The organism is Chryseobacterium nakagawai (genome assembly GCF_900637665.1).
Lineage (GTDB): Bacteria > Bacteroidota > Bacteroidia > Flavobacteriales > Weeksellaceae > Chryseobacterium > Chryseobacterium nakagawai.
In genome coordinates this window covers 3,098,263-3,122,443 of the sequence record NZ_LR134386.1, presented here as the reverse complement: position 1 = coordinate 3,122,443, position 24,181 = coordinate 3,098,263, and the positions used below count along the sequence as shown (strand labels likewise).

Annotated in this window: 24 protein-coding genes and 1 riboswitch; of the genes, 11 read left to right on the top strand and 13 right to left on the bottom strand. The window is 35.8% G+C overall.

Annotated elements, in window-relative coordinates; all coding sequences use genetic code 11:
* Nucleotides 1–37: 37 nt before the first annotated feature.
* Entirely contained in the window at nt 38–607 is a 570-nt protein-coding gene (locus tag EL260_RS14090) for a fasciclin domain-containing protein (RefSeq protein WP_123855956.1), read from the bottom strand.
* 119 nt (nt 608–726) lie between these two features.
* Nucleotides 727–1,203, bottom strand: a complete 477-nt coding sequence (msrB, locus tag EL260_RS14085) for a peptide-methionine (R)-S-oxide reductase MsrB (protein ID WP_228445598.1) — start codon at nt 1,201–1,203, stop codon at nt 727–729.
* 129 nt (nt 1,204–1,332) lie between these two features.
* Between msrB and EL260_RS14080 the strand changes: the two genes are divergently transcribed.
* Genes EL260_RS14080 through EL260_RS14065 form a run of 4 tightly spaced genes read left to right on the top strand, consistent with a single transcriptional unit; the run spans nt 1,333 to nt 3,840 of the window.
* Nucleotides 1,333–1,902 carry an RNA polymerase sigma factor gene (locus tag EL260_RS14080; RefSeq protein ID WP_228445461.1) on the top strand — a complete coding sequence of 190 codons (570 nt, stop codon included), beginning with the start codon at nt 1,333–1,335 and terminating at the stop codon, nt 1,900–1,902.
* Between the two features lies 1 nt (nt 1,903).
* A complete protein-coding gene (locus EL260_RS14075) occupies nt 1,904–2,725 on the top strand; it encodes an anti-sigma factor (protein ID WP_123855954.1) in 822 nt (273 codons plus the stop codon).
* Between the two features lie 54 nt (nt 2,726–2,779).
* Nucleotides 2,780–3,358: a Crp/Fnr family transcriptional regulator gene (locus tag EL260_RS14070; protein ID WP_123855953.1), complete on the top strand. Its 579-nt coding sequence runs from the start codon at nt 2,780–2,782 to the stop codon at nt 3,356–3,358.
* Nucleotides 3,359–3,417: 59 nt separating this feature from the next.
* Nucleotides 3,418–3,840, top strand: coding sequence for a GNAT family N-acetyltransferase (locus tag EL260_RS14065; RefSeq protein ID WP_123855952.1), 423 nt, complete (start codon nt 3,418–3,420; stop codon nt 3,838–3,840).
* Between the two features lie 80 nt (nt 3,841–3,920).
* On the opposite strand, the gene metE is transcribed toward EL260_RS14065, so the two are convergent.
* Entirely contained in the window at nt 3,921–6,224 is a 2,304-nt protein-coding gene (gene metE / locus EL260_RS14060; protein WP_123855951.1) for a 5-methyltetrahydropteroyltriglutamate--homocysteine S-methyltransferase, read from the bottom strand.
* Nucleotides 6,225–6,399: 175 nt separating this feature from the next.
* A riboswitch (cobalamin riboswitch) is annotated at nt 6,400–6,585 on the bottom strand.
* 189 nt (nt 6,586–6,774) lie between these two features.
* On the opposite strand from metE, the gene EL260_RS14055 reads away from it, so the two are divergent.
* A complete protein-coding gene (locus tag EL260_RS14055) occupies nt 6,775–7,236 on the top strand; it encodes an Lrp/AsnC family transcriptional regulator (protein ID WP_123855950.1) in 462 nt (153 codons plus the stop codon).
* A gap of 192 nt (nt 7,237–7,428) precedes the next feature.
* On the opposite strand, the gene EL260_RS25590 is transcribed toward EL260_RS14055, so the two are convergent.
* Nucleotides 7,429–7,713 carry a bacteriocin-like protein gene (locus tag EL260_RS25590; RefSeq protein ID WP_066694205.1) on the bottom strand — a complete coding sequence of 95 codons (285 nt, stop codon included), beginning with the start codon at nt 7,711–7,713 and terminating at the stop codon, nt 7,429–7,431.
* A 435-nt stretch (nt 7,714–8,148) separates the two neighbouring features.
* On the opposite strand from EL260_RS25590, the gene EL260_RS14045 reads away from it, so the two are divergent.
* Nucleotides 8,149–8,940 carry an XRE family transcriptional regulator gene (locus tag EL260_RS14045; protein WP_123855949.1) on the top strand — a complete coding sequence of 264 codons (792 nt, stop codon included), beginning with the start codon at nt 8,149–8,151 and terminating at the stop codon, nt 8,938–8,940.
* A gap of 103 nt (nt 8,941–9,043) precedes the next feature.
* Here EL260_RS14045 and EL260_RS14040 read toward each other — a convergent pair whose 3' ends face one another.
* The 3 genes from EL260_RS14040 to EL260_RS14030 all read right to left on the bottom strand — a co-directional run bounded on the left by EL260_RS14040 (nt 9,044) and on the right by EL260_RS14030 (nt 12,060).
* A complete protein-coding gene (locus EL260_RS14040) occupies nt 9,044–10,438 on the bottom strand; it encodes an alkaline phosphatase (protein ID WP_123855948.1) in 1,395 nt (464 codons plus the stop codon).
* A 77-nt stretch (nt 10,439–10,515) separates the two neighbouring features.
* Entirely contained in the window at nt 10,516–11,715 is a 1,200-nt protein-coding gene (locus tag EL260_RS14035) for a GTP-binding protein (RefSeq protein ID WP_123855947.1), read from the bottom strand.
* A 6-nt stretch (nt 11,716–11,721) separates the two neighbouring features.
* Nucleotides 11,722–12,060: a MerC domain-containing protein gene (locus EL260_RS14030; protein ID WP_123855946.1), complete on the bottom strand. Its 339-nt coding sequence runs from the start codon at nt 12,058–12,060 to the stop codon at nt 11,722–11,724.
* Between the two features lie 89 nt (nt 12,061–12,149).
* Here EL260_RS14030 and EL260_RS14025 point away from each other — a divergent pair, with 89 nt between their 5' ends.
* Nucleotides 12,150–12,542 (top strand): Fur family transcriptional regulator, encoded by a 393-nt coding sequence (locus tag EL260_RS14025; RefSeq protein ID WP_123855945.1) that lies wholly within the window; start codon nt 12,150–12,152, stop codon nt 12,540–12,542.
* Nucleotides 12,543–12,563: 21 nt separating this feature from the next.
* Here EL260_RS14025 and EL260_RS14020 read toward each other — a convergent pair whose 3' ends face one another.
* Nucleotides 12,564–13,430: a helix-turn-helix domain-containing protein gene (locus EL260_RS14020; RefSeq protein ID WP_123855944.1), complete on the bottom strand. Its 867-nt coding sequence runs from the start codon at nt 13,428–13,430 to the stop codon at nt 12,564–12,566.
* A gap of 146 nt (nt 13,431–13,576) precedes the next feature.
* On the opposite strand from EL260_RS14020, the gene EL260_RS14015 reads away from it, so the two are divergent.
* Both EL260_RS14015 and EL260_RS14010 read left to right on the top strand, forming a co-directional pair.
* Nucleotides 13,577–14,845, top strand: a complete 1,269-nt coding sequence (locus EL260_RS14015) for a M24 family metallopeptidase (protein WP_123855943.1) — start codon at nt 13,577–13,579, stop codon at nt 14,843–14,845.
* 185 nt (nt 14,846–15,030) lie between these two features.
* A complete protein-coding gene (locus tag EL260_RS14010) occupies nt 15,031–15,564 on the top strand; it encodes a hypothetical protein (RefSeq protein WP_123855942.1) in 534 nt (177 codons plus the stop codon).
* 97 nt (nt 15,565–15,661) lie between these two features.
* Here EL260_RS14010 and EL260_RS14005 read toward each other — a convergent pair whose 3' ends face one another.
* Nucleotides 15,662–16,144 (bottom strand): hypothetical protein, encoded by a 483-nt coding sequence (locus tag EL260_RS14005; protein ID WP_123855941.1) that lies wholly within the window; start codon nt 16,142–16,144, stop codon nt 15,662–15,664.
* Nucleotides 16,145–16,353: 209 nt separating this feature from the next.
* On the opposite strand from EL260_RS14005, the gene EL260_RS14000 reads away from it, so the two are divergent.
* Nucleotides 16,354–17,442, top strand: coding sequence for an alpha/beta fold hydrolase (locus EL260_RS14000; RefSeq protein ID WP_123855940.1), 1,089 nt, complete (start codon nt 16,354–16,356; stop codon nt 17,440–17,442).
* An 8-nt stretch (nt 17,443–17,450) separates the two neighbouring features.
* Here EL260_RS14000 and EL260_RS13995 read toward each other — a convergent pair whose 3' ends face one another.
* Nucleotides 17,451–17,954 (bottom strand): GNAT family N-acetyltransferase, encoded by a 504-nt coding sequence (locus EL260_RS13995; RefSeq protein WP_123855939.1) that lies wholly within the window; start codon nt 17,952–17,954, stop codon nt 17,451–17,453.
* 153 nt (nt 17,955–18,107) lie between these two features.
* Between EL260_RS13995 and EL260_RS13990 the strand changes: the two genes are divergently transcribed.
* Complete coding sequence (locus EL260_RS13990; RefSeq protein ID WP_123855938.1) at nt 18,108–18,611, top strand: hypothetical protein; 504 nt, start codon at nt 18,108–18,110, stop codon at nt 18,609–18,611.
* Between the two features lie 346 nt (nt 18,612–18,957).
* Here the strand turns inward: EL260_RS13990 and EL260_RS13985 are convergent, their stop codons facing one another.
* The 3 genes from EL260_RS13985 to EL260_RS13975 form a co-directional block, all read right to left on the bottom strand.
* Nucleotides 18,958–19,185 carry a hypothetical protein gene (locus EL260_RS13985; RefSeq protein ID WP_123855937.1) on the bottom strand — a complete coding sequence of 76 codons (228 nt, stop codon included), beginning with the start codon at nt 19,183–19,185 and terminating at the stop codon, nt 18,958–18,960.
* Nucleotides 19,186–19,410: 225 nt separating this feature from the next.
* Entirely contained in the window at nt 19,411–20,931 is a 1,521-nt protein-coding gene (locus EL260_RS13980; protein ID WP_123855936.1) for a TSUP family transporter, read from the bottom strand.
* 4 nt (nt 20,932–20,935) lie between these two features.
* On the bottom strand, nt 20,936–23,809 hold the full coding sequence (locus EL260_RS13975; RefSeq protein ID WP_123855935.1) for a TonB-dependent receptor: 2,874 nt from the start codon (nt 23,807–23,809) through the stop codon (nt 20,936–20,938).
* Nucleotides 23,810–24,181: the final 372 nt, after the last annotated feature.

Here is a 24,181-nt window from a genome sequence, read left to right as displayed (position 1 = left end):
GCACATTCAATATGCTGTTTAATTTTCTATTGGTTTTTTAGGGCATCAGAACCGTATCAATTACATGAATAACACCGTTGGATTGGTTAACATCAGCAATGGTTACTCTGGCGCTGTTTCCTTTAGCATCTTTTACATAAAGGTCTTTTCCTTTTGTCCAGAAAGTAAGTTCTTCCCCTTGTACTGTTTTCATCATGCTTTTTCCGTTTCCTGCTTTTACAGCGGCCCATATCTCTTTAGCACTGTATTTTCCAGGAAGAACATGGTAAGTTAAAATACTGGTAAGCATCGCTTTATTTTCAGGTTTTACAAGGTTTTCTACCGTTCCTTTCGGAAGTTTTGCAAATGCAGCATCGGTAGGAGCCAATACAGTGAAGGGACCCTTTCCTTCTAACGTTTCTACTAATCCTGCAGCTTTTACCGCAGCCACTAACGTTTTGTGATCTTTAGAATTTACGGCATTTTCAATAATATTCTTTGAAGGGTACATCGGAGCTCCTCCTACCATTACTGTTTTTTCTTTCATCATTTGTGCAGTTACCTTCCCACTGAAAGCAAACGATAAAGCTACCATTGCTAAAACTGTGATTTTTGTTCGTGTGTTCATTGTAATATTTTTTTAAATTAATTATAGTTAATTTGTGCTTTTAATATCATTTACGAGCTTGGTTTTATTTTAGATTGAAAAAAAATGAAATTTTATTTAACAGTCTGTAAATCAGTGTATTATTTTTTAGTTGGAATAAAATCAAGACAAATGGAATTCATACAAAATCGTTTTCCGGTCGGTTTTGGGCCATCTTCGAAGATATGCCCCAAGTGAGAACCACATCTTCCACACAAAACTTCTGTTCGAACCATATTGTAAGAAGTATCTTTTCTGTAGGATACACTGTTTTTACGGATAGGCTGATAAAAAGACGGCCATCCGCAAGTGGTAGCAAATTTTGAAGTAGAAAGAAAGAGTGCATTTCCACATACAGCACAATAATAAGTTCCTTTCTCATCAAGCTCATAATATTTTCCTGTAAATGCGGTTTCAGTAGCTCCTTCTCTTGCGACCTGATAGAGTTCAGGCTTTAAAATCTTTTTCCATTCTGTATTGCTTACTTTCAGTGGAGATTCAGCAGTGCGGGAATAATAAGGATTTTTAGTTTTAAAATGATCAGTCTGTGCTTTATATTCTCCGGCTGCAACTGTCATACAGCTTATTAATAGTAGTTTTGATATTATATTTTTCATAATTATTTTTTTTTAATTTTTATCTTAATATCATATACGTAATAAAAGAATATTCGGATTTTGTTGGGGATATGATTTATTTTATTACATTTGGGTAGAAAAATAAAAGCTATTAAAACAACCTGCTCAGAAGAGGAACTTATCGTTTTACTAAAAGAAAAAAACGAAAATGGTTTTCATTATCTGTATGACCACTACTCCGGTGCGTTGTATGGGGTTGTTCTTCGTATTGTTCAGTCTAAAGAATATACAGAAGAAGTCCTCCAGGATGTTTTTGTTAAAATTTGGAATTCTATTCATCAATATGATGCTTCTAAAGGAAGGTTTTATACCTGGATGATCAATATTGCTCGTAATACAGCAATTGATTATTTGAAATCTAAAGGATTTCAGAACGAACTTAAAAACCAATCTCTTCCCGATTTCGTATATAACACTGCAGAGCTTTCAACACAGAATAACTCATCCGATTATATTGGATTTAATAATGTGCTGAAAGGGCTGGAAGTTGACAAGCAGGAACTTATTAATCTTGCTTACTATCAGGGATATACCCAGCATGAAATATCCGAGAAACTGAAGATACCGCTGGGAACTGTAAAAACGAAAATGCGGAATGCATTGATGAAATTAAAGGATTTGTTAAAAGATTATCAATAAATTGAACACTAAAGAATACATATCATCCGGAATTATAGAATCTTATATTCTAGGCCATGCTTCTCTTGACGAAGCAGGGATTTTGGAGTGTGTGATGAAAAATAATGCCGAAGTTAAAGCTGCTTTTGAAGAAGCACAAAAGACTTTGGAAGATTTGGCTACAGCTCAGGCTGTAACACCTCCTGGTGAACTGAAATCTAAAATATGGAACGCGATTCAGGAGAAGCAGACGATTGAAGAAAAAATACCTTCTATTCCGCTATCTAATCCAATATCGAAAGATCAGGAGGAAGGCAAAGCCAAAGGAGAAATTCAGAAGAATATTAATTGGAAAGCCTATGCTGTTGCAGCATCTGTTTTATTCCTTGTAAGTATTGCAGGCAATTTATTTTGGATGAATAGCCATTCTTCAACAAAACAAGAAATGACAAAACTGGCAGCCGAAAAACAATCTCAGGATGCTGTTATGAAAAAGATGGATCAGAAACTGAATATGTTCTCTAATCCGGATATGCAGATGGTGATGTTAAAAGGTGTAGAAAAGCATCAGGACGCCAAAGCAATGGTTTTCTGGGATAAGAAAACGAAAGAAGTTTACCTCAATGCAGAGAATCTTCCTAAAGCTCCTACAGGTATGCAGTATCAGCTTTGGGCTATTGAAGACGGAAAGCCTGTAAATGCAGGAATGTATTCTGAAAATAAAGATAGCGAGATTGCATTGGCTACCATTTCAAAAGCACAGGCTTTTGCCATCACGCTTGAAAAAGAAGGTGGAAGTATTGCTCCTACCATGGAAAATATGTATGTAATGGGAGGAATATAGGTCCCTATTATATTCATGTTCTATTGGTTAAAAGCTTTTTATTATTTTTAAAGGATGCTTTTAGAAAAACTATTTAAGGAGTTCAATGTAGAGGTCAATACATTTAATACCGCTGAATCTGAACTTTTTGACCAATTTTTTGAAAAAATACAGCTTAAAAAAAACACATTTCTTATTCGGGAAGGTGAATTAGAGAAATACAGTTATTTTATATTCAATGGAATAGTACGATGCTGGACTTTAAATCATAAAGGTGATGAACAAACCTTCTGGTTTTGTAAGGAAGGTTCCTTTTCTTTGTCCAATATTTCATTTACACTTCAAGAAAAGTCAACTTTTAATGTGCAAACGATTACCGATTGCGAAATATATAAAATTGATTACCAGCAAGCAGTACAACTTTACGATGCGATTCCCGGTTTGAAAACAGCCTTTGAAGATTTAACAGCCAGATTGTTGAATAAGCTTTTAAGTAGAAATATCGACCTGATAAAATACACTCCCGAACAGTATTATTTACAGATGATGGAAGAATTTGGAAGTACGTTCAATTGTATTCCATTAAAGGATATTGCTTCCTATTTAGGGATTACTCCACAAGCTTTAAGCAGAATACGCAAACGGATTTTTTAACCCAGGTTCAGTGGTTGAGAGGTAAAAAATACGATTTTTGCTACTCAAAATTTATGACTATGATAAGAGAAATACATGAAAGAGATTATCCTTTGCTAATGAAAATCTGGGAAAGTTCTGTACTCAATACCCATGATTTTCTGAAAGAGGAAGATTTTAATTATTATAAAAAAGAAATTCCCGGTTATTTTGAACATGTTACTTTATTAGGGTTTGAAGAAAATGGAACTTTAGTTGGATTTATGGGAATTGCTGAAGGAAATCTTGAAATGCTGTTTATTCATAACGATTATCGTGGTAAAGGGGTTGGTAAAAAACTGATTCAGTATGGAATCAATCATCTAAACGTAAGTAAAGTAGATGTGAATGAACAAAATGCTCAGGCCGTGGGCTTTTACCAATATATCGGATTCCGTGTTCTTGATAGATCAGCATTAGATAATCAGGGTAAAGAATATCCTATTTTACACATGGGATTATAATTTGGTAAAAGAATTTATATGATAACCAAAAAGCATCCAAATCGGATGCTTTTTTGATTTTCTATGAGGTTGAAAAATAGTTAAGATGCATATTCTACAGACGCTTCTTTAGCAGCAGCAACCATAGCAATTAACGCTTTTTCCGTTTCTTCCCAATGTCTGGTTTTTAATCCACAATCCGGATTGACCCAAAGCTGACTGGCAGGAATTACATCCTGAGCTTTTTTCAGCAGTTCAATCATTTCTTCTTTCGAAGGAACTCTCGGAGAATGAATGTCATAAACTCCGGGACCGATCTCATTAGGATATTTGAAATCTGCAAAAGCATGTAGAAGCTCCATTTGTGATCTTGAACACTCTATTGTAATCACGTCGGCATCCATATCTGCAATATTCTTAATGATATCATTAAATTCCGAATAGCACATGTGAGTATGAATCTGGGTAGCATCTTCTACTCCACTTGCTGATATTTTAAATGCTTCTACTGCCCATTTAAGGTAATTTTGCCAGTCTGTTTTTCGTAACGGAAGACCTTCGCGGATAGCGGGTTCATCAATCTGAATAATTCTGATCCCTGCCTTTTCAAGATCCTGAACTTCATCACGAATGGCAAGAGCAATCTGTTTACAAGTTTCAGAACGGGGCTGATCATCTCGTACAAATGACCATTGTAATATGGTTACAGGACCTGTTAACATTCCTTTTACCCATTGATTGGTTTGTGACTGAGCATATTGAGACCAGTATACGGTCATAGGTTCAGGTCTGGAAACATCTCCGAAGATGATCGGAGGTTTTACGCAACGGCTTCCATAGCTTTGTACCCAGCCGTTTTTAGTAAAGGTAAATCCATTCAGTTGCTCTCCGAAATATTCCACCATATCATTACGCTCATATTCTCCATGTACAAGAACGTCTATTCCGATACTTTCCTGCCAACGAATGGTTCTTTGGGTTTCTTCTTTTAATAAAGCATCGTATTGTTCTGCCGTTAGTTCTCCTTTTTTAAATTTCGCTCTCCAGGTTCTCACTTCTGCTGTCTGTGGAAATGATCCGATGGTTGTAGTGGGGAATAAAGGAAGCTGCAATGCCTTTTGTTGCTCTTCTTTGCGGATATGGAATGAATTTTTTCTTTGTGAATCTTTCCCAGTCACAGCATTCGCTCTAAGTTTTACATTTTCATTATGAATCAATGAAGATGTTTTTCTATCTGAAACCGCTTTTTTATTTTCTTCAAAATCCTGAAGAATATTCTCATCAGAAGTTTCTGAAGCTAATTCTTTCAGGGTAACCACTTCTTTTACTTTTTGTTTCGCGAAAGCGAGCCAGTTTTTGATTTCAGCATTAAGACTGGTTTCAAAGTCTAAATCACATGGTGAATGAAGCAGGGAGCATGACGGAGCGATTAAAATTCTTTCAGATCCAAGTGTTTCAGTTGCTTTTTTGATAAAGGATAAAGATTTTTTGTAATCATTTTTCCAGATATTTCTGCCGTCTACGATTCCAAGAGATAAGCTCAGATGTTCAGGAATAGAATGAAGAACATCTTCAAGTTGTTCAGGATTTCTTACCAGATCAAGATGCAGAACATTTACAGGTAATGATGTAGCAAGAGCTAAATTATTCTTTAATCCTTCAAAATAAGTGGTTACAATGAATGTAAGCTTTGGAAACTGTCTTTTAAGTTCAGCATATACAAAAGTATAGACTTCTTTTGCTTTTTCATTGATATCTAATGCTAAAAAGGGTTCATCAAACTGAATCCATTGAGCACCTTGACTTTGTAGTTTTGAGATAATCTCAACATAGACCGGAAGAAGATTGTGGGCAAGATCCAGTTTATCAAATCCTTCTTCCTTCTCTTTTCCTAAAAGCAGATAAGAAACGAGACCGATAATCACAGGTTTTGCATTGATTCCCGCCTGTTTGGCGCCTGCAAATTCATTGAAAATCTTATCTGAAGTAAGTTTGAATTGCTGGTTTTTATAAAATTCAGGAACGATGTAGTGATAATTGGTATCAAACCATTTGGTCATTTCCATGGCTGTGATATCTAATTCATCTTTCTGGTATCCTCTTGCCATGGCAAAATAAAGATCCAATTCAGAATTATTTTTTTTAAGGGCTACTTCATGATAGCGCGTTGGAATAGCACCTACTACCAGACTCATATCCAGAACCTGATCGTAATAAGAGAAATCATTACATGGAATAAGATCAATTCCGGCTTCTTTCTGAAGGTTCCAGTTTTGACTGCAGATGGCTCTTCCTACGGTAAGAAGTTCTTCCAAAACAATTTTACCTGACCAATATTGTTCGCAGGCTTTTTTAAGTTCTCTTTTGCTACCAATACGCGGATAGCCCAAAATGTGAGTTTGCATTTTTACAAATTTTAAATTAAACTTATTTTAAATGCTCTTTTCATGCTTCGGAATGCTTGGCTGGGATAGAAAAATTTGAAATCAATGATACAAGTGCATGGTACTACTTCATCCGGAGATAAAATGTACTGCAATATATCATCTGTATGACTCAAAAGCTTCAGATCGCGAAAGCATTGTCAATTCAGTAAAGGCAGGTCTCCTGACTTGTAACGGTTTCTGTCATCCTTCCCGCTTTTGGCAGTGGATATCCAAGTACAGAAACCTTTGGTGTGTTACTTACAGTTGCGCGACAGCTCGTGATTTTCACACGATTCCCTATTAATTTACCTTAAGTAAAACCTTTCCTGTTTGATGAAGATTGTAAAGAACTGATCTTTTATCAATATCAAGTCTGATAAAAGATTTTAATTTTGTGTAAAATTATTAAAACAGAATATAATAGCAATTAAAAGTAAATTATTAGGTTAATTAAACTTTTTAAATGGTATTATAAAGAATATAATTCTGTAAATTTGAATGATTTTAAACTCTAAAAGAATAATATTCTGTGGAACAACTCGATGATAAGGATTTAAAACTCTTGAAACTGCTTCAGAACAATGCAAAACTGACAGTTAAAGAGCTGGCAAAGGAAGTTAATCTATCTCCGTCTCCTGTTTTTGAGCGGGTAAAAAGGCTTGAGCAGGAAGGTTTCGTGAAAAGATATGCTGCAGTTCTGGATGCAGAAAAGCTTAATCGTGGATTTACGGTGTTTTGTCAGATCAAATTAAAAATTCATGATCGGTCCGTGGGTTATGATTTTGTAAAAGAAATTCTGGAAATTCAGGAAGTTGCAGAATGTTACAATATTTCCGGAGATTTTGATTTTTTATTAAAGGTTCAGGTTCGGGATATGAAACACTATCAGGATTTTGTATTCAATAAGCTAGGCTCTGTAGATTCTATAGGGAGTACCCATAGCACATTTGTAATGGCTGAAGTAAAGAACAACCATGGACTGACTCTGTAAAGTAGAAAAGTATGGTTTGTTTATCTGTATGAATTGAAAAACCTCTTGGTTATTGAGATTCATTTTGTGTAGAATCTCCAGATTTATAGTTCTACCTAAAGGGTTTGATGCAATGACATATTCCTACTTGGGAAATAAAAAACCGCTCTTTTCAGAGCGGTTGTACTTTTTTAACTTTTAATGGGCTGCTGATTAGCAAGTAGAACCACACTCTAATAATTTGATGTGGATTACACCATTAACAACACACTGTGTTTGGCATAAAGCGTTTCCTACAACGGTACCAACACCGCCGATAACTCCACCTACTGTAGAACCTACACCGCCAACAACACCGCCAACGATAGTACCTACTCCTCCGATAACGCCACCAACAACGCCACCTAGACCACCGATTAATCCTCCAATTGGATCAAGTAATCCTTCTCCTGAAATAGATTTTAGTTCGTTTCTGTCTAGTTTTTTGAAATTTTTCATGATTAAAATTTTATATGATTAATACATCACAAATATATGATAAATAACAATAAACTCATATTATTTTGAATAAAATAATTAAACAATTTTATTATTTAATATTTCGTTAATATAAATGGATAATATTAGAAATATCGTTTTTATTTGTATCTTATTGATTTACTAAATTTTAAAAAACATATCTCAAATTTTAAATATTGGAGTTAATATTTTCAGTTTAAAAGAACTTTTTTATGGTTAATATTTAAAATTTGTTAGAATGGGTTTTTGAGGGAAAAAAGCTACCATGATACAGTAAAAATCAGATGTTTTATCTACCAATTTTGGAGTCTTTGTTTAACAAATAATAAAAATCTTCAAATTTTATGGTAAAAGCTGCTTGTATTATTGATAAGAGGAGGCAAAATTCGTATTTTTGTGGACATATTTCTATCAATGTCAATTTTTTCAAACAATATACGCTCTCTGAGAGCTAAGAGAAAGCTTTCTCAACAAAATGTAGCTGATGACCTTACGATCTCCCGAGTGAGATATTCTAAATATGAAAATGGAATTTCGGAACCTCCTATTGAACTTCTCATCAGGATATCCAAATATTTTCATGTGAGTATAGATCTGTTGTTGTCTGTGGATCTTCAAAAATATGCCACGGAAGATATGCTGAAGCTTCCGGATAATAGAATTGTTCTTCCTGTAGCAGTGGATGATCTTGGAAATGATACCATAGAAATCATTCCGCAGAAAGCTTCCATGGGATATTTGGAAGGATACAGTGATGTAGGATATATTGAAAGCCTTCAACGTATTGCCCTACCCTTTTTAAATAATGGTAAATACAGAGCATTTCCGGCAGACGGAGATTCGATGCCACCATTCAGAAACGGTTCTTATATTGTAGGAAAATATGTAGAGGGAATTGACGAACTGAAACCTGGAAAAACCTATGTTTTTATTACTCAAAACGATGGGATTACCTATAAGCGTTTTAAGGAACATAAAGGAAATGCGATCTGTGTAAGTGCAGATAATTCTTTCTATGAACCTTATGACATTGCATTTGAAGATATCGTAGAGATCTGGCAGTATGCGTCAGGAATTTTCCCGGAAGATTTTGAACCGGGAGATTATGAAAGCTACAATTTCAAAGAAATGTTCAGGGAATTAAGACAGGATATCAAAGAATTGGATAAAAAAGTGTCTACACGTCGTAGAAAGTCTTCGAAATAAATCATGTAGTAACATGACAAATAAACAGGCTCTTCAAATTAAATTGGAGAGCCTGTTTTAAAACCAAATAAAAATGTTAATATGATATGAAAATACTTTTTAGTTATATAGGAGATGCTTCCAGCATTAGATAATGAAGATCTGTATTTTTAATATAAGGCTGTAAAAGCTGACTTCCTGGCCCATAGGCTGCTACTTCCACATAATCTCCTGAGTGATCCATACTGATCCAGCCTACTGAATTCCTGCTTTTCTGAATTTCTGAATAAAGCTTGAACGGTAATTTCTTATAATTATAAAGTCCTTCTTCTTTTTCAAGTCCATTATAAAAACTTTGCAAGTGTTTGGCTTCATCATCGCTTAATGTCAGTTTGTTTGCTTCATATATCCAATCTTTGATATCCTTAGCTGAATGATCTTTGTGGATTTTATTCAGAATATATTCATTGGTATATTGATAGGATGAAATACTATTGAAGTTTCTGGTAGCATCTGTCCCATAAATTATTCCTGGATTGGCATTTCCATGATCTGTGGTAATAATTACCAGGGTATTTCCATCTTTTTCAGCAAAATCTATTGCTTTTTTCACAGCATCATCAAATGCCAGTTGATCGTGAATCAATGCGGCTATATCGTTGGCATGAGCTGCCCAATCTACCTTACCTCCTTCTATCTGAAGAACAAAACCTTCCGGATGGTCCTTCATATGATCAATAGCAGCTCCTGTCATCTCTGCTAAACTCGGAGTATTCTCAAACTCAGAAAGATTAGCCTTGTCGATGCTGTAAGGCAAAGCTCCTGTATTGAAGATTCCTAATATTTTGTCTTCCTTTTTAATCGTTTTTAGATCGTCACGATTTTTCAGAACTTGATATTTCTTTTTTCTGTAAACAGAATAGAGATCTTTTTGGTCTTCTCTTTTTAATGGATTAAAAAACTCATCTCCTCCTCCCATCAGAATATCTATTCCCAGTTCTGCATACATTTCAGCAATTTGAGGCTCTGCATTTCTTTTGGCTGAATTGACGCAGAAACCTGCAGGAGTGGCATGCGTAATGGTTACAGTAGTTACACAACCAATTTTTTTTCCGGCTTTTTTATATTTCTGCCATATTGGAAAATGGGTTTGTCCATTAGCTCCCATATTTAATACTCCGTTCTGTACCCTTATTCCTCCTCCGAAAGCGGAACTGGCGGCAGCAGAATCTGTTACAACAGAACTGGCAGAAGCAGTATCCATTAGTGCCCGTGAAACTTTTTTTTCATGATATAAACTGAGCCAATGACTTTCTTTTCCTAAAATATTTCTGGAATAAAGATCTGCCATTGAAAGTGTTCCAAGGCTCATTCCATCACTGATTAGAAATATAATATTTTTTGCTTTTCCGGTTTCTGGAGGAGCAATATTCTTTTTGGAACTCCAAAGTTCAGAGGGTGACAGGGATAATAATCCTGAAAGTAAAACTGAACCTTTTAGAAATTTTCTTCTATCCATATATTGTATAAATAATACCCTAAGTTATTTCATATTTTTATTTAATGACACTTAGTTGCATTAATAAATAGTTAAATTTAAATATGTTTTGGAAATGGATCTTCAAAATCTGATTTTTGGTCAAATAATTCCTTTTCAATATCATTGATTAGACAGTGAGTGAGATTTTGTAAAATTTGCTCTTTGTCCAGATCCTGTCCAATGAAAACCAATTCATTCATTCTGTCGCCCCAATTTTTATCCCATCTGCTTTCGATAAATTCCTGATTTTCTATAAAAGAAGCATATTGTGCCCTTTGACTCAAAGGCATACTGCTCCACCAAACTCCTGCTTTCTCCAGGCGAAATGAGCCTCCAGCCTGGGAAAAATTCAATGCATCATCAGGTCTGGAAGCAAGCCAGAAAAGCCCTTTAGCTCTTAATATGCCTTCCGGATAATGATTAAGATATTCCCAAAGTCTTTCCGGATGAAAGGGTCTTTTATCTCTAAATATCAGAGAACCTATTCCATATTCTTCCGTTTCCGGAGTATGATGATCAGATTGCAATTCCTTTTGCCAGCCTGCGGAAGACTGGGCTTTATCAAAATCAAATAGTTTTGTGTTTACAATATGTTTCAGATCGATCTGTCCAAATTCCGATTCCAGAATAGCAGCATCCGGATTTAGTTTTTTAAGTGCAGATTTCAAGAATCCAAGAGTTTCCGGATCAATTAAATCTGTTTTATTCAGAATAATCACATTGGCAAACTCAATCTGGTCAGTAAGAAGGTTGACAATGGTACGATAATCGCCCTCCATGTCAGTAAGATCACGGTCCATCAATCGTTCATTCGAAGCAAAATCTTTCATGAAATTGAAGCCATCAATTACTGTTACCATTGTATCTACATAACTGAAACGGGAAAGGTCTATTCCACTTTCTTCATCAATATAGGTAAAAGTTTGTGCTATGGGAATAGGTTCACTGATTCCTGTACTTTCGATTAAAAGATAGTCGAAGCGGTTTTCATGAGCTAAACGCTCTACTTCTTCCATAAGATCTTCTCTTAATGTACAACAGATGCATCCATTACTCATTTCTACCAGTTTTTCTTCTGTTCTTGAAAGGGTGTTTTGATTTTCTACCAGTCGGGCATCAATATTAACTTCACTCATATCATTGACAATGACAGCTACTTTTAAGCCTTGTTTATTATGTAGAATATGATTTAATAAAGTCGTTTTTCCAGCTCCTAAAAAACCACTAAGTACCGTTACAGGAAGTTTCTTTTTCATGTATTCTTAATGTTTATGGTTCTTAAAATTGATAAAGTGTGCTGTAATCAATCCTGCGGCACCAGCGTAGATCAATGGTAGATGAATCTCAAATATAAAGTCAGACAATATTGAAACTGCAATTAAACCAATGGATGCCCAAAATAAAATTCGCAGCCAGTAATTGGTTATCTGCTTGGTTTGTTGATATACCACAAGGGTTCCAATAATAAGAAATGTAAGATCTATATATGGATTATGTGATATTCCCAAAGGAATGATAAGTAATAAAGGAAAAATAATACAATGAATCAGGCATAAAACTGCGGCTGAGATTCCTACTGCATCAAGAATTTTTGACTTCATAAAAAGATTAGGATTTAAAATTGTTATTGTAACTTTGTTGCAAATGTATATATAAAAAATTAAATAACGCAACTTTGTTGCATTAAAATATGAAACAGGTTAGAAATACACACGCCAAAACTGAAATTTTAAACCTTATTAATGGCTCTGAGGTGGCTTTAAGCCATTCTGATATCCAGAAAAAATTAGGGACCCTTTGTAATAGGGTTACCATTTACAGAGTGTTAGAAAGGCTTGAAAATGAAGGAGCTGTTCACAGGGTTGTTAATGTAGATGGTGTAGTCAACTTTGCAAAATGTATTGGTAAATGTAGTCATGAACAACATTTTCATAATCATGTGCATTTTAACTGCAAAAAATGTCATTCGGTGACGTGTATTGAGAATGCGATCCCTGAAATCAGTCTACCAGAGCATTTTATTGCTGAAGAATATAACTTTATTATCAGTGGTGTTTGTCCGAAATGCACGATGAAGGCATAAATAACTTCCAGATATATGTTTTTAATTTCCTCTGTATGCAGAAGGCGTCATGCTGGTATATGTTTTGAAAAACCGACAAAACAATGATGATTCAGTAAAATTTAATACATCAGCAATTTCCATTACTGACAGGTTGGTTGTTTTCAATAAAGATTTGGCCTGTGTTACAACTGCTTCATTGATCCAAACCAGAATAGATTTTCCTGTCTGTTTACGGATTATTGTAGTCAAATATTTACTGGTGAGATGCATTTTCTGCGCATAAAAGGAAACGCTTCTTTCTTCTTTATGATGCTGGTATAATAAATCAAAAAAAACAGTTGTTAATTCTGCAGCTCTTGTATGTTTTTGAGCCTGTTCACCCTTAGTATTATATACATCTTTTACTTCTGCCAAAAGAGCTAACAGAAGGAATTGAAGGATATCAGCTTTACTCCTGCTTTCTTCTCTATAATAATGCATAGAAATACTCTTATGATGTTGTCTGAAGATCTCAAAACCTGTATCATTTAACCTGATACATGGCATTTGTTTTATTTCGTGAAAAAATAGGTAGCTATTCGAAAGAGAATCTCTGAAAATACAGTTAGGATCGAAAAAAATGGTGTCTATATGCAGATCTTCTGATACCTCTATCGGTTCCATCATAGAACCGGGAACTACAACCATCAGAGTGTAGGGTTCCAATAATTTTTTCTGAAAATTTATTTTCAGTTCTGCTTTTCCTTTTATACAGATGGCGCAGATAAAACCATTGACAGTATGGGGATAATTTGTTAATCCCTTTCGAACAGAATCCTCTGCTTTGTTTACTGCAATTCCATCTACATTCTGCAACCCTATTTTCTCAGACACATAAGGTATGCTATAATCCTCAACAATTTCCATAACGCAAATTAAATTTCAGGTAAAGAAGATATTTATTTTCCGATAAAACAAACGTATTGCACATTTATTCTTCTTCAGGGATAATATCTTTCGATTGCCGATCTACTTACTTTGCAACAGCTTTAATAATTAATAAAGATTGAGTTATGAAAACAAAAATGGAAATACCATTGCCTTTATCATTGAAAGAGCGTGATCGTCGTTGGGATATTGCACGCATCATCATGAGAAAAAATGAACTGGACACTCTTATTATTTACGGAGATAGAGAATCTGCGGCACCTGCCCCGTTTTCTATTGACCATTATTTTACCAATGACAGGCTTGGGTCTGTTGTGATATTTCACAAAGAAGAAAAGCCAATTGTGATCACTTTTGCTTCTATGATGGTGGCGGATCATATGCAGGCCGCCATTCGTGGAGATCAGCAATGGATTGAGCCTGAACAAATCTATGTGGGTAAAACGGGCGCTCATATTGGAAATATCCTTAAAGAAAAGGGTCTTTCAAATACACCCAAGATTGGAATAATCGGTTTAGAGCCTTATCCACCCTTCTATTTTGACGGAGCGCTCCCTCATCGGACATGGAAAGGTATTATGGAAGCCTTTCCTAATGCTGAGATAAAGCCCGTTTATATGGATTTTTTCAAACAGACAGCTTCAAAAAGTGAAGAAGAACTGGCTTTAATCAGGCATGCTGCCTATATTGGGGAAGCGATGAGTGAAGCCATGCGAATGACTGTTAAACCTGGAGTAAGTGAAGCTGAAGTAGCAGCAGCTATTACTTCGACTTGTATTTCAATGGGAGGATTTACGGCTGAAATATTAATGGGCTCAGGACCTGAATATATTGGGTGGGGTCCGCCAGCGTGGCAATATCGGTCACAATCTCCCCGAATCATTAAAGAAGGAGACATTGTTTTGTCTGAGATCTTTGCTTTGTATGGGATGTATGAAACACAACATCAGGCTGCAGTTGCCGTCGGGAATATACATCCGAATCTTGAACGTGCTGCTCTTATTGCGCGTGAGTGTTATGAAGCAGGAGTGGATGTTTTGAAATCCGGGAAAACTTTTGGCGAAGTTGTTGATGTCATGGAAAAGCCACTTTTAGAAGCTGGCGGATGGCATGTACATCCTTTGATACATAGTATAAATCCTTATGGTCCAATTGGCTTTGGAACTGCTCCGGGGATAGAAATATTACCACAATCCACCCGGTATGGAAATGTGGGCAGGCTCCCCAACCCTGGCAGAGATTTAGTGCTGCAGGAAGGAATGTGCTTTGCCTTTGAGCCCAATTGTGCTTTTGAGAATCATCTTGCCAATATCGGGGGAACTGTAATTGTTGGCAGTGACAGAGGTATTGAACTCAATACCAACTCTACTCATCTGATGAGGGCAGAATATTAATAAAGACAGTAACACAATTTTCTAAAGAATAGTCCTTCCGCCTGGAAGGATTATTTCTGCATAATTAGAATGGCCACGAATACACTAATTCCTTTCTGTTCGTGTACTTATGGCAAAAAAAAACTGTCCATTTTAAACTAAAAAATAGATTACATTTGAGCTTTGTTACCCATTAAACATTTACAATGGAAAATAGAACCCATATTTTTAATACTGCGAAAGCTGAGTTTAAAGAATCAAAGGCTTCTGAGCAGTCTCCCGAAAACCTTACTCAGTTGTATTGGGATGATATTTTAATTTCTGAGCAAGAGGATGGAGATTGTTTTGAAATCACCATATCGGACACTGTAAAACATATTGTTATTGCGAATAAAAATCTGGAAAATAAAGAGCTTAATGTCTCAATTTTTGTAAGCAAAGATTTACAAAAAAATATTGAAGCGGATTGGGTATATAAGCTTATCAATCAGATAGAATGGTTGGGTAATATTAAGAATGAACTCATTGATTTTTATAACGGTTCTGATTTTGATAATAAATTGGATAAAGTCGGAAAAGTATGGTTTGACGGATTGGAGATAATGGATTTATATATTCATATTGAGAATGATGAAACCATTGTGACTGAAATTACTTTTTCAGATTATTTACGGAATGATATAGGAATAAGTTTTAGCTTTAAAGATCAAATAATAGAAGATGTAGAATATGGCTGTTAAGAGATTAGAGTTTTAATATTCAGATAAAAAATACTTATTGATCATAAAAAAGCCTCCTTAAAGTTATTTTAAAGAGGCTTTATTTTTTTGATATCTGCTATAAAGGAGAGATATACACTTCTATTTTAGTTCCATCATAGTTGAACGTTCCATCGGAATTGATTTTCCCAAGAACCCATTTCATATCTACTGGAACAGACCATGCAGAGCCTAACGCAAATCCGTTAACAGATCTGATCTCATTTCCGTTTCCTGTTGTAATCGCTGAATGAAACCATGTTTTGTCAATAGGTCTGTAGAAACCAATGGCTTTTCCTTTAGCAATAGGAGAATATCCATCCCATTTTTTCCCTCCGGTATAATTGAAGGTTTCTAACCATTTCTGACCTGCTGAACCTGCTAATTGATCCGGACTGATGCTGGCTCCTCTCATGTAAAGAGCATAGGCAACCACATCATGGCATACTCCATTGTTGTACTTTGAAATATTTTCTGCTCCTGAAAGAACAGCGTGAGCGACGGGTGCCCTTTCTGATAAAGATAACTGAGCCTTCCTGGCTCCTTCTGGTGTTACTGACATATTAATGTGATTTGTTTGGTTACTGTAAATATAAGCTTTTTATAATTAATCGAGAATTAAGTATTGAAAATGAACGAATTATCATATAAGAAGAAAATAAGAATTGAGGTCCTTCAATAGTGTTGTTCAGTTTTGTTTTTTGTAACTTTTAACATATATGTCTGACATATTGTATATTAAAACTCTACTGAATCATATAAACACCAATCATGAGACATACACTTATAGCACTTATTGCTTTACTATTTTCATTTATAGTATTCGGACAGAACCAAAAGACAGGTAATGAATATACTGAAGCCAGGGAAATCATCAAGGACCTGGATTCGATCGTAAGCCCTGATGGAATTCAGGAAAGATATAAAGCGACTATCGACGGTGCTCAACAATGGGTATATGTTCGTGGCCAGAATAAAGAAAATCCTGTAATTTTATTTGTACATGGAGGACCAGCCTCTCCTATTTCTCCGGTGATGTGGATGTTTCAACGGCCTATCGAAGAATATTTTACGGTGGTGAATTATGACCAGAGAGCATCCGGGAAAACCTATAATGCTAATGATACCCTTAGTTTGAAAAATACCATTAATATTAATCAATATGTAGAGGATGCCATACAACTTGCGGAGCTGATTAAAGAAAAGTATAAAAAGAAAAAAGTGCTTCTCATAGGACATAGCTGGGGAACAATAATCTCTATGAAGGCTGCACTGAAAAGACCGGATCTATTCTATGCGTATGTTGGTATCGGGCAGATTATCAATACCAGAGATAATGAACGGTTAAGTGTTGATTTTGCAGTAAAAGAAGCTACTCGGCTGAAAAATGATTTGGCTCTAAAGGAATTAGCTTCTATAGCACCTTATCCAGGAAATACCCCAATTACGCGACAGAGAATCATTATTGCCAGAAAATGGCCTCAATATTATGGAGGTTTGACTGCTTACCGAAATAATTCCAGGTATTTCTTCCAGGCTCCGCTTTTATCTCCGGAGTATTCCTATAATGATGCGGAAGCTATAGGGAAAGGAAGTTTATTTACCCTAACGAAAGTGCTTCCGGAGTTTCTTGATACTGATTTTAAGAATGTTAAAACATTTCCGATTCCGGTTTTCATGTTGATGGGCAGACATGATTATACCACTCCATCAGAGCCTACGGCTCAATGGCTTCAAAATGTAAAAGCTCCTTTTAAAAAGGGAATATGGTTTGAAAATTCAGCTCACCTGATTCCTCTTGAAGAACCTGGAAAAATGCTGATTACTTTATTGAATGATGTTCAGCCTGTCTGCAAATAATAGAATCTTTACACATCCAGCTGGAAAAGTGCCATTGTAGCATTATGATAGTGATCCGGACGACCTTCTGTATCGGTCATTTTTTTATCCCCAAGATAGGTAAATCCACATTTCACATAATAATCTGTTAACCTCTGATTTCCCGCTGTAGTATCCATCCTTAAATATAATTTATTATGTTGAGGAGCGAATTGCTTTGCCCATTCCACAATCTGTTCTACAAATTTCTGTCCGCGGAAATTGGGATTAGTTGCAATTCTGTGGATATAGATGGCAGGATCTTCATTTTTTTCTTCCCAAACCTGGTGATCATCGAAAGTAATGCTCCATACACAGACCACCTTCTCATCTATCGTAATTTTAAAATGACGGCTTTCATTGATTTCAGTTTCAATCATTCTTTGATCAAATTCCGGCCATTGTACGCCGGATACTGTTTTCTTAAAATCAGAAGCCATTTTATATAAGCCAAGGACCGCTTCAATATCCTTCAAAGAAGTATTCACTATCATTATTCCTGTTATAGGGCGAAGATACGGAAAATAGATGAGGTCTTTTCCTTATTGTTATTCAGAATGGGTATAAATACCACTAGATTGCTAATGTTACGTTGGGAAAAGTAAATAAAAATACTATTTTTATCGCCCCAAAAAGAAAAAACAAATATGCCGACTGATGCTTCTCATAAGCTGATTCCGATGACGACCTTTGTGCTTGAATATTATGCCCACGAAGGATATGCCGATCTTCAAACCTTAAGTTTGATGAATAATTATGCTAATTTTTTAAAGCAATCTCTTACATTAGGAATGTTTGTTCCTGTAGATCCCAACGGAAATGTATTGAAAGAACCTAAAAATTATGCTTCATGGAAATCACTGGAACATAATGATAGTGGCGGTGAGAGAACAGATATGGCAGGCTTCGAAGAATATGGTGAGTATCAGAAAGCAGAACGTAATTGTATGTTTGAAGGCTTTAGAGTAGACTATAATGGATATTCAAAAGTAAGAATTGTAGCTTCTTACGATACTTCTATAGAATTATCATTCAATAAAAACGACCTTATTCCTACAGGTTTCAATGATGTGGAGTCTTTGACTGTTTTTGATGATATCTTTTTAACTTTCAATGTATTAAGATTGATTGGGATAAAGGGGCAAAAATAAACTTTATTTTGTAGAATATTATTGTTTTTGCTAAACTTCTACTTTTGTCACTCTGTAGGAGTCTCAATATTGTAAACCTAAAGAGTTTTTGAAACGCAAAGTTTATTTGTGATTACATTAAATTTTAAGTGAGCAAAGGGGGCATCGATTTTCAATCGATTTGATGAAGCGTGCTGCTACCATTAGTTTAATCAACGGTTTTTGCCATAATCTTTGACTCCTAAAATCATAAGCATAGAAAACAAAACCTTTGCGTTAAATTCAGATATTAGCATTATATATTTTAGAAAATAGTAACAGAAAAACTTTATCAACAATGGATAAAGGTTCTATAGTTTACATAATCTTATCTTACACATTCACCGGAACGGCATTGATACCCTGATGCACACAATCCATTGATACAAGGCCCTGCAACATCCGGATAACACCTTTCATCTGCTCTGCAATGGGAATTAGGTGGACATAAACCAATAAGATTTCCGATACAGATTCCCACAGGAAGGGGCAAATTGATCTCAATACCAATCTCTCCGGCAATATTCTTTAACGTTTTTCTGCTTAATTTTTTCATGAGTTTAGTTTTAATGTAAGCCAAAGGTAATTATACTTTTATGGAGTTTATACAGTACTTTTGCTGAATTTAAATGGCTGGGAGATGGGAGATGGAGGCTGGAAGTTCCTATTCAACATACTATTTCTGAAAGTGGTGTAAATAAATGTTTGTTAAAAAGAATACAAGAGGACTATCATTGCTTTTCTGGTTTTCGGAACTTCCGTCTTCCAGCCTCAGACTTCCTTACTTTAAAAATGATTTGACAATCGTAACAAGACTCATTAAAATAACCACTATTCCCACTACTACAAACATTTTCTTTGTAGGAAGTTTGGAGGTTAGCATGGCAGAAAAAGGAGCAGTAAAAACCCCACCCAACAGAAGTCCCAACACAATATTCCAATGATGGATCCCAATGGTGAAAATGAAAGTAATGGCACTTGTAACCGTTAATAAAAACTTAGCAACAGTGGAACTTCCCACTACATAACGTGGAATTCTTCCTTCTTTAATTAAAGTTCCGGTTACTAATGGGCCCCAGCCTCCTCCTGCAAACGAATCGATAAATCCACCTACAAATCCTAATACTCTAAGATTGGTTCTTTTTTTGGTTTTAACACGGCTTTTATTCTTATCTTTAAAGGCATTTCTGAGGATATTTGATCCTAAATATAGGGTGTAACAGGCAATGATAGGCTTTACAATATGGGCATAATGCTCTCCATAATGAGATAAGGTTAAGGCTCCGATGATGGATCCTACTATTGCCAATGGAAACAGAACCCAAACCATTTTCTTATTGACATTTCCCAATTTATAATGGCTGAATCCTCCTGCAGCAGTTGTAAACGACTCTGCAGAGTGAATACTTGCGCTCACAACAGGCGGTGGAACATTCAGCAAAAGCAATATAGTTGTACAGATAACGCCATATCCCATCCCCATGGATCCTGCTACAATTTCAGCCATAAAACCGGCAAATAGCATCCAGTAAAAAATATGACCATCTTTACTGAGAAACGTCTGAATGTCATTAGAAAGATCAAATTGATACACCACAAGGCCAAAGATTCCGATAAGCAGCATCACTCCTATAATTGCCAGATAGATATTGGCTTTTCTCTGGGCAATTTTAGTAATACTGATAAGTTTTTCAATCTCCAGATCAGACTTTGCAGGAGATAATTTTCCATCAGCCAGATATTGTGTAGTGATCTTGTTGAGTTCTGTGACTTTGTGATTAAAATCTCCTTTTAACTGATTGCGGATGTTGTGCATATTATCAAGGACAAGATCCATTTCATCAGGAATGGTTTCTGTGAATGTTTCTCTGAGCCTTTTAGCAATGGTAGGAGATTTTCCATTAGTGGAAATGGCAATTTTAAGACTTCCTTTTTTAACAATGGAACCTAGATAGAAATCACATAGGTCGGGCTTGTCTGCAATATTAACCAATACATTTTTTTTGTGAGCATCTTCACGGATCTGTGAGGCTAAATCAATATTATTTACAGCGATAATCGCGACATCAGTATCATTAAAATCGTCATTATTATAGGCTCTTTCGTATAATTTTATATTAGAAAATTGACTTTGTAAAGCTCTGACTTCCGGACTGATTTCGCGGGCTACCAGTTTTATGGAGGTTTCAGGAGAGTTACCCAACACTGATTCCAGTTTTTCAAGCGCAATTTTTCTGCCACCGATGATCAGTAAGGATAAGGTTTCAAGTTTTAAAAATACGGGATATAAGGAATTACTCATTTCATTACAGTTTTAAGTCATACGTAAAAGCGAGATAGTATAAACCTCCGATTTCAGGGCCTGCTGCATATTGGAAGTAACGTCTGTTCAGTAAGTTGGTGGCTCCAATTTTTACATTTGCGTGAATTTCAGGAATTTTCCAGCTAGCCTGGGCATCGACAGTATAGTAAGCAGGAATTTTTCCTGAAGCTAAAGGACTTTCCCAGTCAAAACCATTTTGCCATCTTGCTACCACTGTAAATCCAATATTCTTGATAATCTCTCTGTTTCCTATACTTACATTAACCATCCATTTTGGAGTATTAAAAGCTGTAATAAACAGGTCTGAAGTATTGTTGGAAGCAAGATCGTTGTAAGATACATTGGCATTGACATTGTAATTTTTAATCACATTATATCGGATCCCCAATGAGCTGCCATAACTTTTGTAAGTGCTGTTGCTGTTGGTATATACTCTGTATCGGTCTTGTTTACTTCTGTCAAGCATTGCCAAAACGGCTGCATTGCTTCCTACTTGACTGTTTTTAGGAACAGCTACTTCTACCTGTCCAAGGAATCCTTCATAAATGTTGTAGTAAAAATCCCAGTCCAGAGCCAGTTTATTATTAAAGAACACAGATTTATACCCTATTTCAAATGAATTGATCTTTTCAGGCTGTAGTTTTTGCAGATTGGCAACGGTTAATAGCTGTTTATTATCCTGAGCAGCCTGGCTTTGGTTTTTTCCACCATCTACATCAGCATTTACGGCTGAAGTAAATCTGTCAATGGAAGCAAGAGTATAAGAGTTTTCCAGATATCCTAAACCGTCATTTACTTTTGAAAGACCGCCTACTCTTCTTACATTTCCGTTATTCACAAAAGAAAGGGCTTCAAATAACGAAGGGAATCTGTACCCATTTTGAAAAGAAGCTCTGAAGTTGTGCTGCTTAACGGGGGAATATACAACACTTATTCTCGGATTGAGTTTGGCTTCAAATTCAGGGTTTCTGTCGATGCGGAGAGCTGCGTTAATTTTCAATTTTTCATCAAATAAAAGCTTGGTAATCTGGGCAAAAGCTCCGTATTTCTGATAAATTACATCCTTACCAAAAGTCCCATTGGATAAAGGAATATTTCTTTCATTAACAGGTCTGTTGAAGTCTACAAAGTTGTTCCCATCCGGAGTAATGCTGTACAAACGATAATCTATTCCGGCCAGAAGATTAAAAATCTTTACAAACCGACTAAGATCATAGGTCAGTTCACCCTGATAAAATCTGGATTTCTGCTCCAGTTTTGCTCCTCCCGTTGCGGGTGCTCCTGCAATTCCTGCATTGGCAGAATCCCAGTTGTTGATTCCGATGATGGTGTTTTTTAACTGCTCAAAGGCTGCGGTTCCGGGTACTGCTCTATTTTTGTCAGCTTCACGACGTGCCAGGATAAGAGCTTCATTGAGGTTTGTTCCTGCATTTAAATTATTTTGAAGTGATGTCTGGAAGATGCTTTTCCAATTATTGTTGGAAAGATTCGTAAGGTCAAGATTATCAGCCAAAGGTTTCAGATTGTAAGAATCTCCTGTATTTTCTATAGAAACATAAGCTCTGAACGTCAATTCTTTTCCGGTAAGTTCTACTTTATGGTTTTGTACGGTAGCATTTTGCAAACGGATTTTATTTCCTCGCTGAAAAGTTCCATCAAGCAGTCCGTAGCAGTAAACATAAGAAGCTTTCCACTGATCTCCAAAGCGATAGTATAATCCGGCATCGAATTTTATATTCTTTACTTCCGGGCTTACAAGATCTTTTTCAAAATATCCGGTTCTGGAAACATTGAATGTGGTAGGCTTTCCATTATAATCCACTTTTACCGCTACTCTATTGTTTCTTTCATCGCCATATTTGTTCCAAAGGTCTTCTGCTGGATTATTGGCTAAAGAAAAATTGGGGTTGGCGGTAATTAAGGAATTCGGATTCTGATCAGTATGATTATCTGAAATCCAGTCTACACCTGTAAAATAAGAAGCATTCACTTTAACGGCAAAGTTTTTATGAAACACTTTGGCAAATCTGATGGCACTTTCGCCCAGGGAACTGATTTTGTGATTGAAATTATCTACATGATTCACCCCGCCCCGAAAATACACACTTACTCCTTCAGAGGTAAAAGGGTCTTTGGTTTGTAAGCTTGCAAGGCCATTGATGGCATTCATCCCATATAACGCAGAGGCTGCTCCGGGAGTGACTTCCATAGACTGAATATCCAGTTCTGTAGGGCCAATTGCATTTCCGAGTGGAACTCCTAATGTAGCAGACTGTACATCTACGCCATCTACCAACTGCATAAATCTGAAGTTATTAGGAGAATTGAATCCTCTGGAATTAGGGATTTTCAACGTAAGGCTGGATGTTAAAAGCTGTAACCCTTTTACGTTTTCCAGGGTTTCATAAAAAGAGGCAGCCGGACTTTCGCGGATGGTTTTGATATCAATCTTTTCAATCGCGATCGGAGATTTTAATATTTTTTCAGGAATACGAGAGGCAGAAATAACGACATCATCAATAATGGTATTCTGAGGATTAAGCCCGATGGTAAGTTTGTTGGAAAGCGAAAGAATCTCTACGGTCTGGCTGGAAAATCCATCTTTGTTGATAATCAAACGAAAAGGAATGGTTACTCTTGTTCTGATCTTAAAATTCCCGAGCTGATCTGTTGATGCGGTATCCTGTGTGTTTTCAACCTGTACTTTTACAGCATCAAGTCCTTTTTGGGTTCCTGTATTTCTGATGATTCCGCTTAGTTCGATAAGCTGTTGTGCTTCTGCAAGGTTGCAGAATAAAAATGTGAATAGTATAACTCCTGTTTTAGGCAGGAAATATCCCTGTCTTTTGTTTTTCATTGTTCTTCTATTTTAGGTGAGGATGAATGGAGCTGTTTGAAACTTTAATTTTTAAACCACAAAAGACACAAAAGTTATTATTTTAAACACTTTAGTTCACTTAAGAAGTTTAAAATGCTGCAGTATAAAAGTTCACATAAGATGAAAATCATAGATTTTCATAAAACTAAAGTGTATTTCCTTCGCAAAGCTTGTCACTTCAAATCACTTAAGTGTTTAAAAGCTTTTGTAACTTAAATTTTCCCACAGATGGCACAGATTAACACAGATTGCTATACATTTTTCAAAACTTATGTGTACTTCTATACTCAAAGCTTGTCACTTCAAATGACTTAAGTGTTTAAAAGCTTTTGTGATTTAAATTTTCCCACA

Bases quoted from the DNA above. Each gene is read 5' to 3' on its own strand.
- EL260_RS14090 (WP_123855956.1), bottom strand. From the start codon at position 607: ATGAACACACGAACAAAAATCACAGTTTTAGCAATGGTAGCTTTATCG.
- EL260_RS14000 (WP_123855940.1), top strand. From the start codon at position 16,354: ATGAGACATACACTTATAGCACTTATTGCTTTACTATTTTCATTTATA.
- EL260_RS14030 (WP_123855946.1), bottom strand. From the start codon at position 12,060: ATGAAGTCAAAAATTCTTGATGCAGTAGGAATCTCAGCCGCAGTTTTA.
- EL260_RS14005 (WP_123855941.1), bottom strand. From the start codon at position 16,144: ATGTCAGTAACACCAGAAGGAGCCAGGAAGGCTCAGTTATCTTTATCA.
- EL260_RS13995 (WP_123855939.1), bottom strand. From the start codon at position 17,954: ATGATAGTGAATACTTCTTTGAAGGATATTGAAGCGGTCCTTGGCTTA.
- EL260_RS13975 (WP_123855935.1), bottom strand. From the start codon at position 23,809: ATGAAAAACAAAAGACAGGGATATTTCCTGCCTAAAACAGGAGTTATA.
- EL260_RS14010 (WP_123855942.1), top strand. From the start codon at position 15,031: ATGGAAAATAGAACCCATATTTTTAATACTGCGAAAGCTGAGTTTAAA.
- metE (WP_123855951.1), bottom strand. From the start codon at position 6,224: ATGCAAACTCACATTTTGGGCTATCCGCGTATTGGTAGCAAAAGAGAA.
- EL260_RS13985 (WP_123855937.1), bottom strand. From the start codon at position 19,185: ATGAAAAAATTAAGCAGAAAAACGTTAAAGAATATTGCCGGAGAGATT.
- EL260_RS14020 (WP_123855944.1), bottom strand. From the start codon at position 13,430: ATGGAAATTGTTGAGGATTATAGCATACCTTATGTGTCTGAGAAAATA.
- msrB (WP_228445598.1), bottom strand. From the start codon at position 1,203: ATGACAGTTGCAGCCGGAGAATATAAAGCACAGACTGATCATTTTAAA.
- EL260_RS14015 (WP_123855943.1), top strand. From the start codon at position 13,577: ATGAAAACAAAAATGGAAATACCATTGCCTTTATCATTGAAAGAGCGT.
- EL260_RS25590 (WP_066694205.1), bottom strand. From the start codon at position 7,713: ATGAAAAATTTCAAAAAACTAGACAGAAACGAACTAAAATCTATTTCA.
- EL260_RS14045 (WP_123855949.1), top strand. From the start codon at position 8,149: ATGTCAATTTTTTCAAACAATATACGCTCTCTGAGAGCTAAGAGAAAG.
- EL260_RS14025 (WP_123855945.1), top strand. From the start codon at position 12,150: ATGAAACAGGTTAGAAATACACACGCCAAAACTGAAATTTTAAACCTT.
- EL260_RS14070 (WP_123855953.1), top strand. From the start codon at position 2,780: ATGCTTTTAGAAAAACTATTTAAGGAGTTCAATGTAGAGGTCAATACA.
- EL260_RS14065 (WP_123855952.1), top strand. From the start codon at position 3,418: ATGATAAGAGAAATACATGAAAGAGATTATCCTTTGCTAATGAAAATC.
- EL260_RS14040 (WP_123855948.1), bottom strand. From the start codon at position 10,438: ATGGATAGAAGAAAATTTCTAAAAGGTTCAGTTTTACTTTCAGGATTA.
- EL260_RS13980 (WP_123855936.1), bottom strand. From the start codon at position 20,931: ATGAGTAATTCCTTATATCCCGTATTTTTAAAACTTGAAACCTTATCC.
- EL260_RS13990 (WP_123855938.1), top strand. From the start codon at position 18,108: ATGCCGACTGATGCTTCTCATAAGCTGATTCCGATGACGACCTTTGTG.
- EL260_RS14035 (WP_123855947.1), bottom strand. From the start codon at position 11,715: ATGAAAAAGAAACTTCCTGTAACGGTACTTAGTGGTTTTTTAGGAGCT.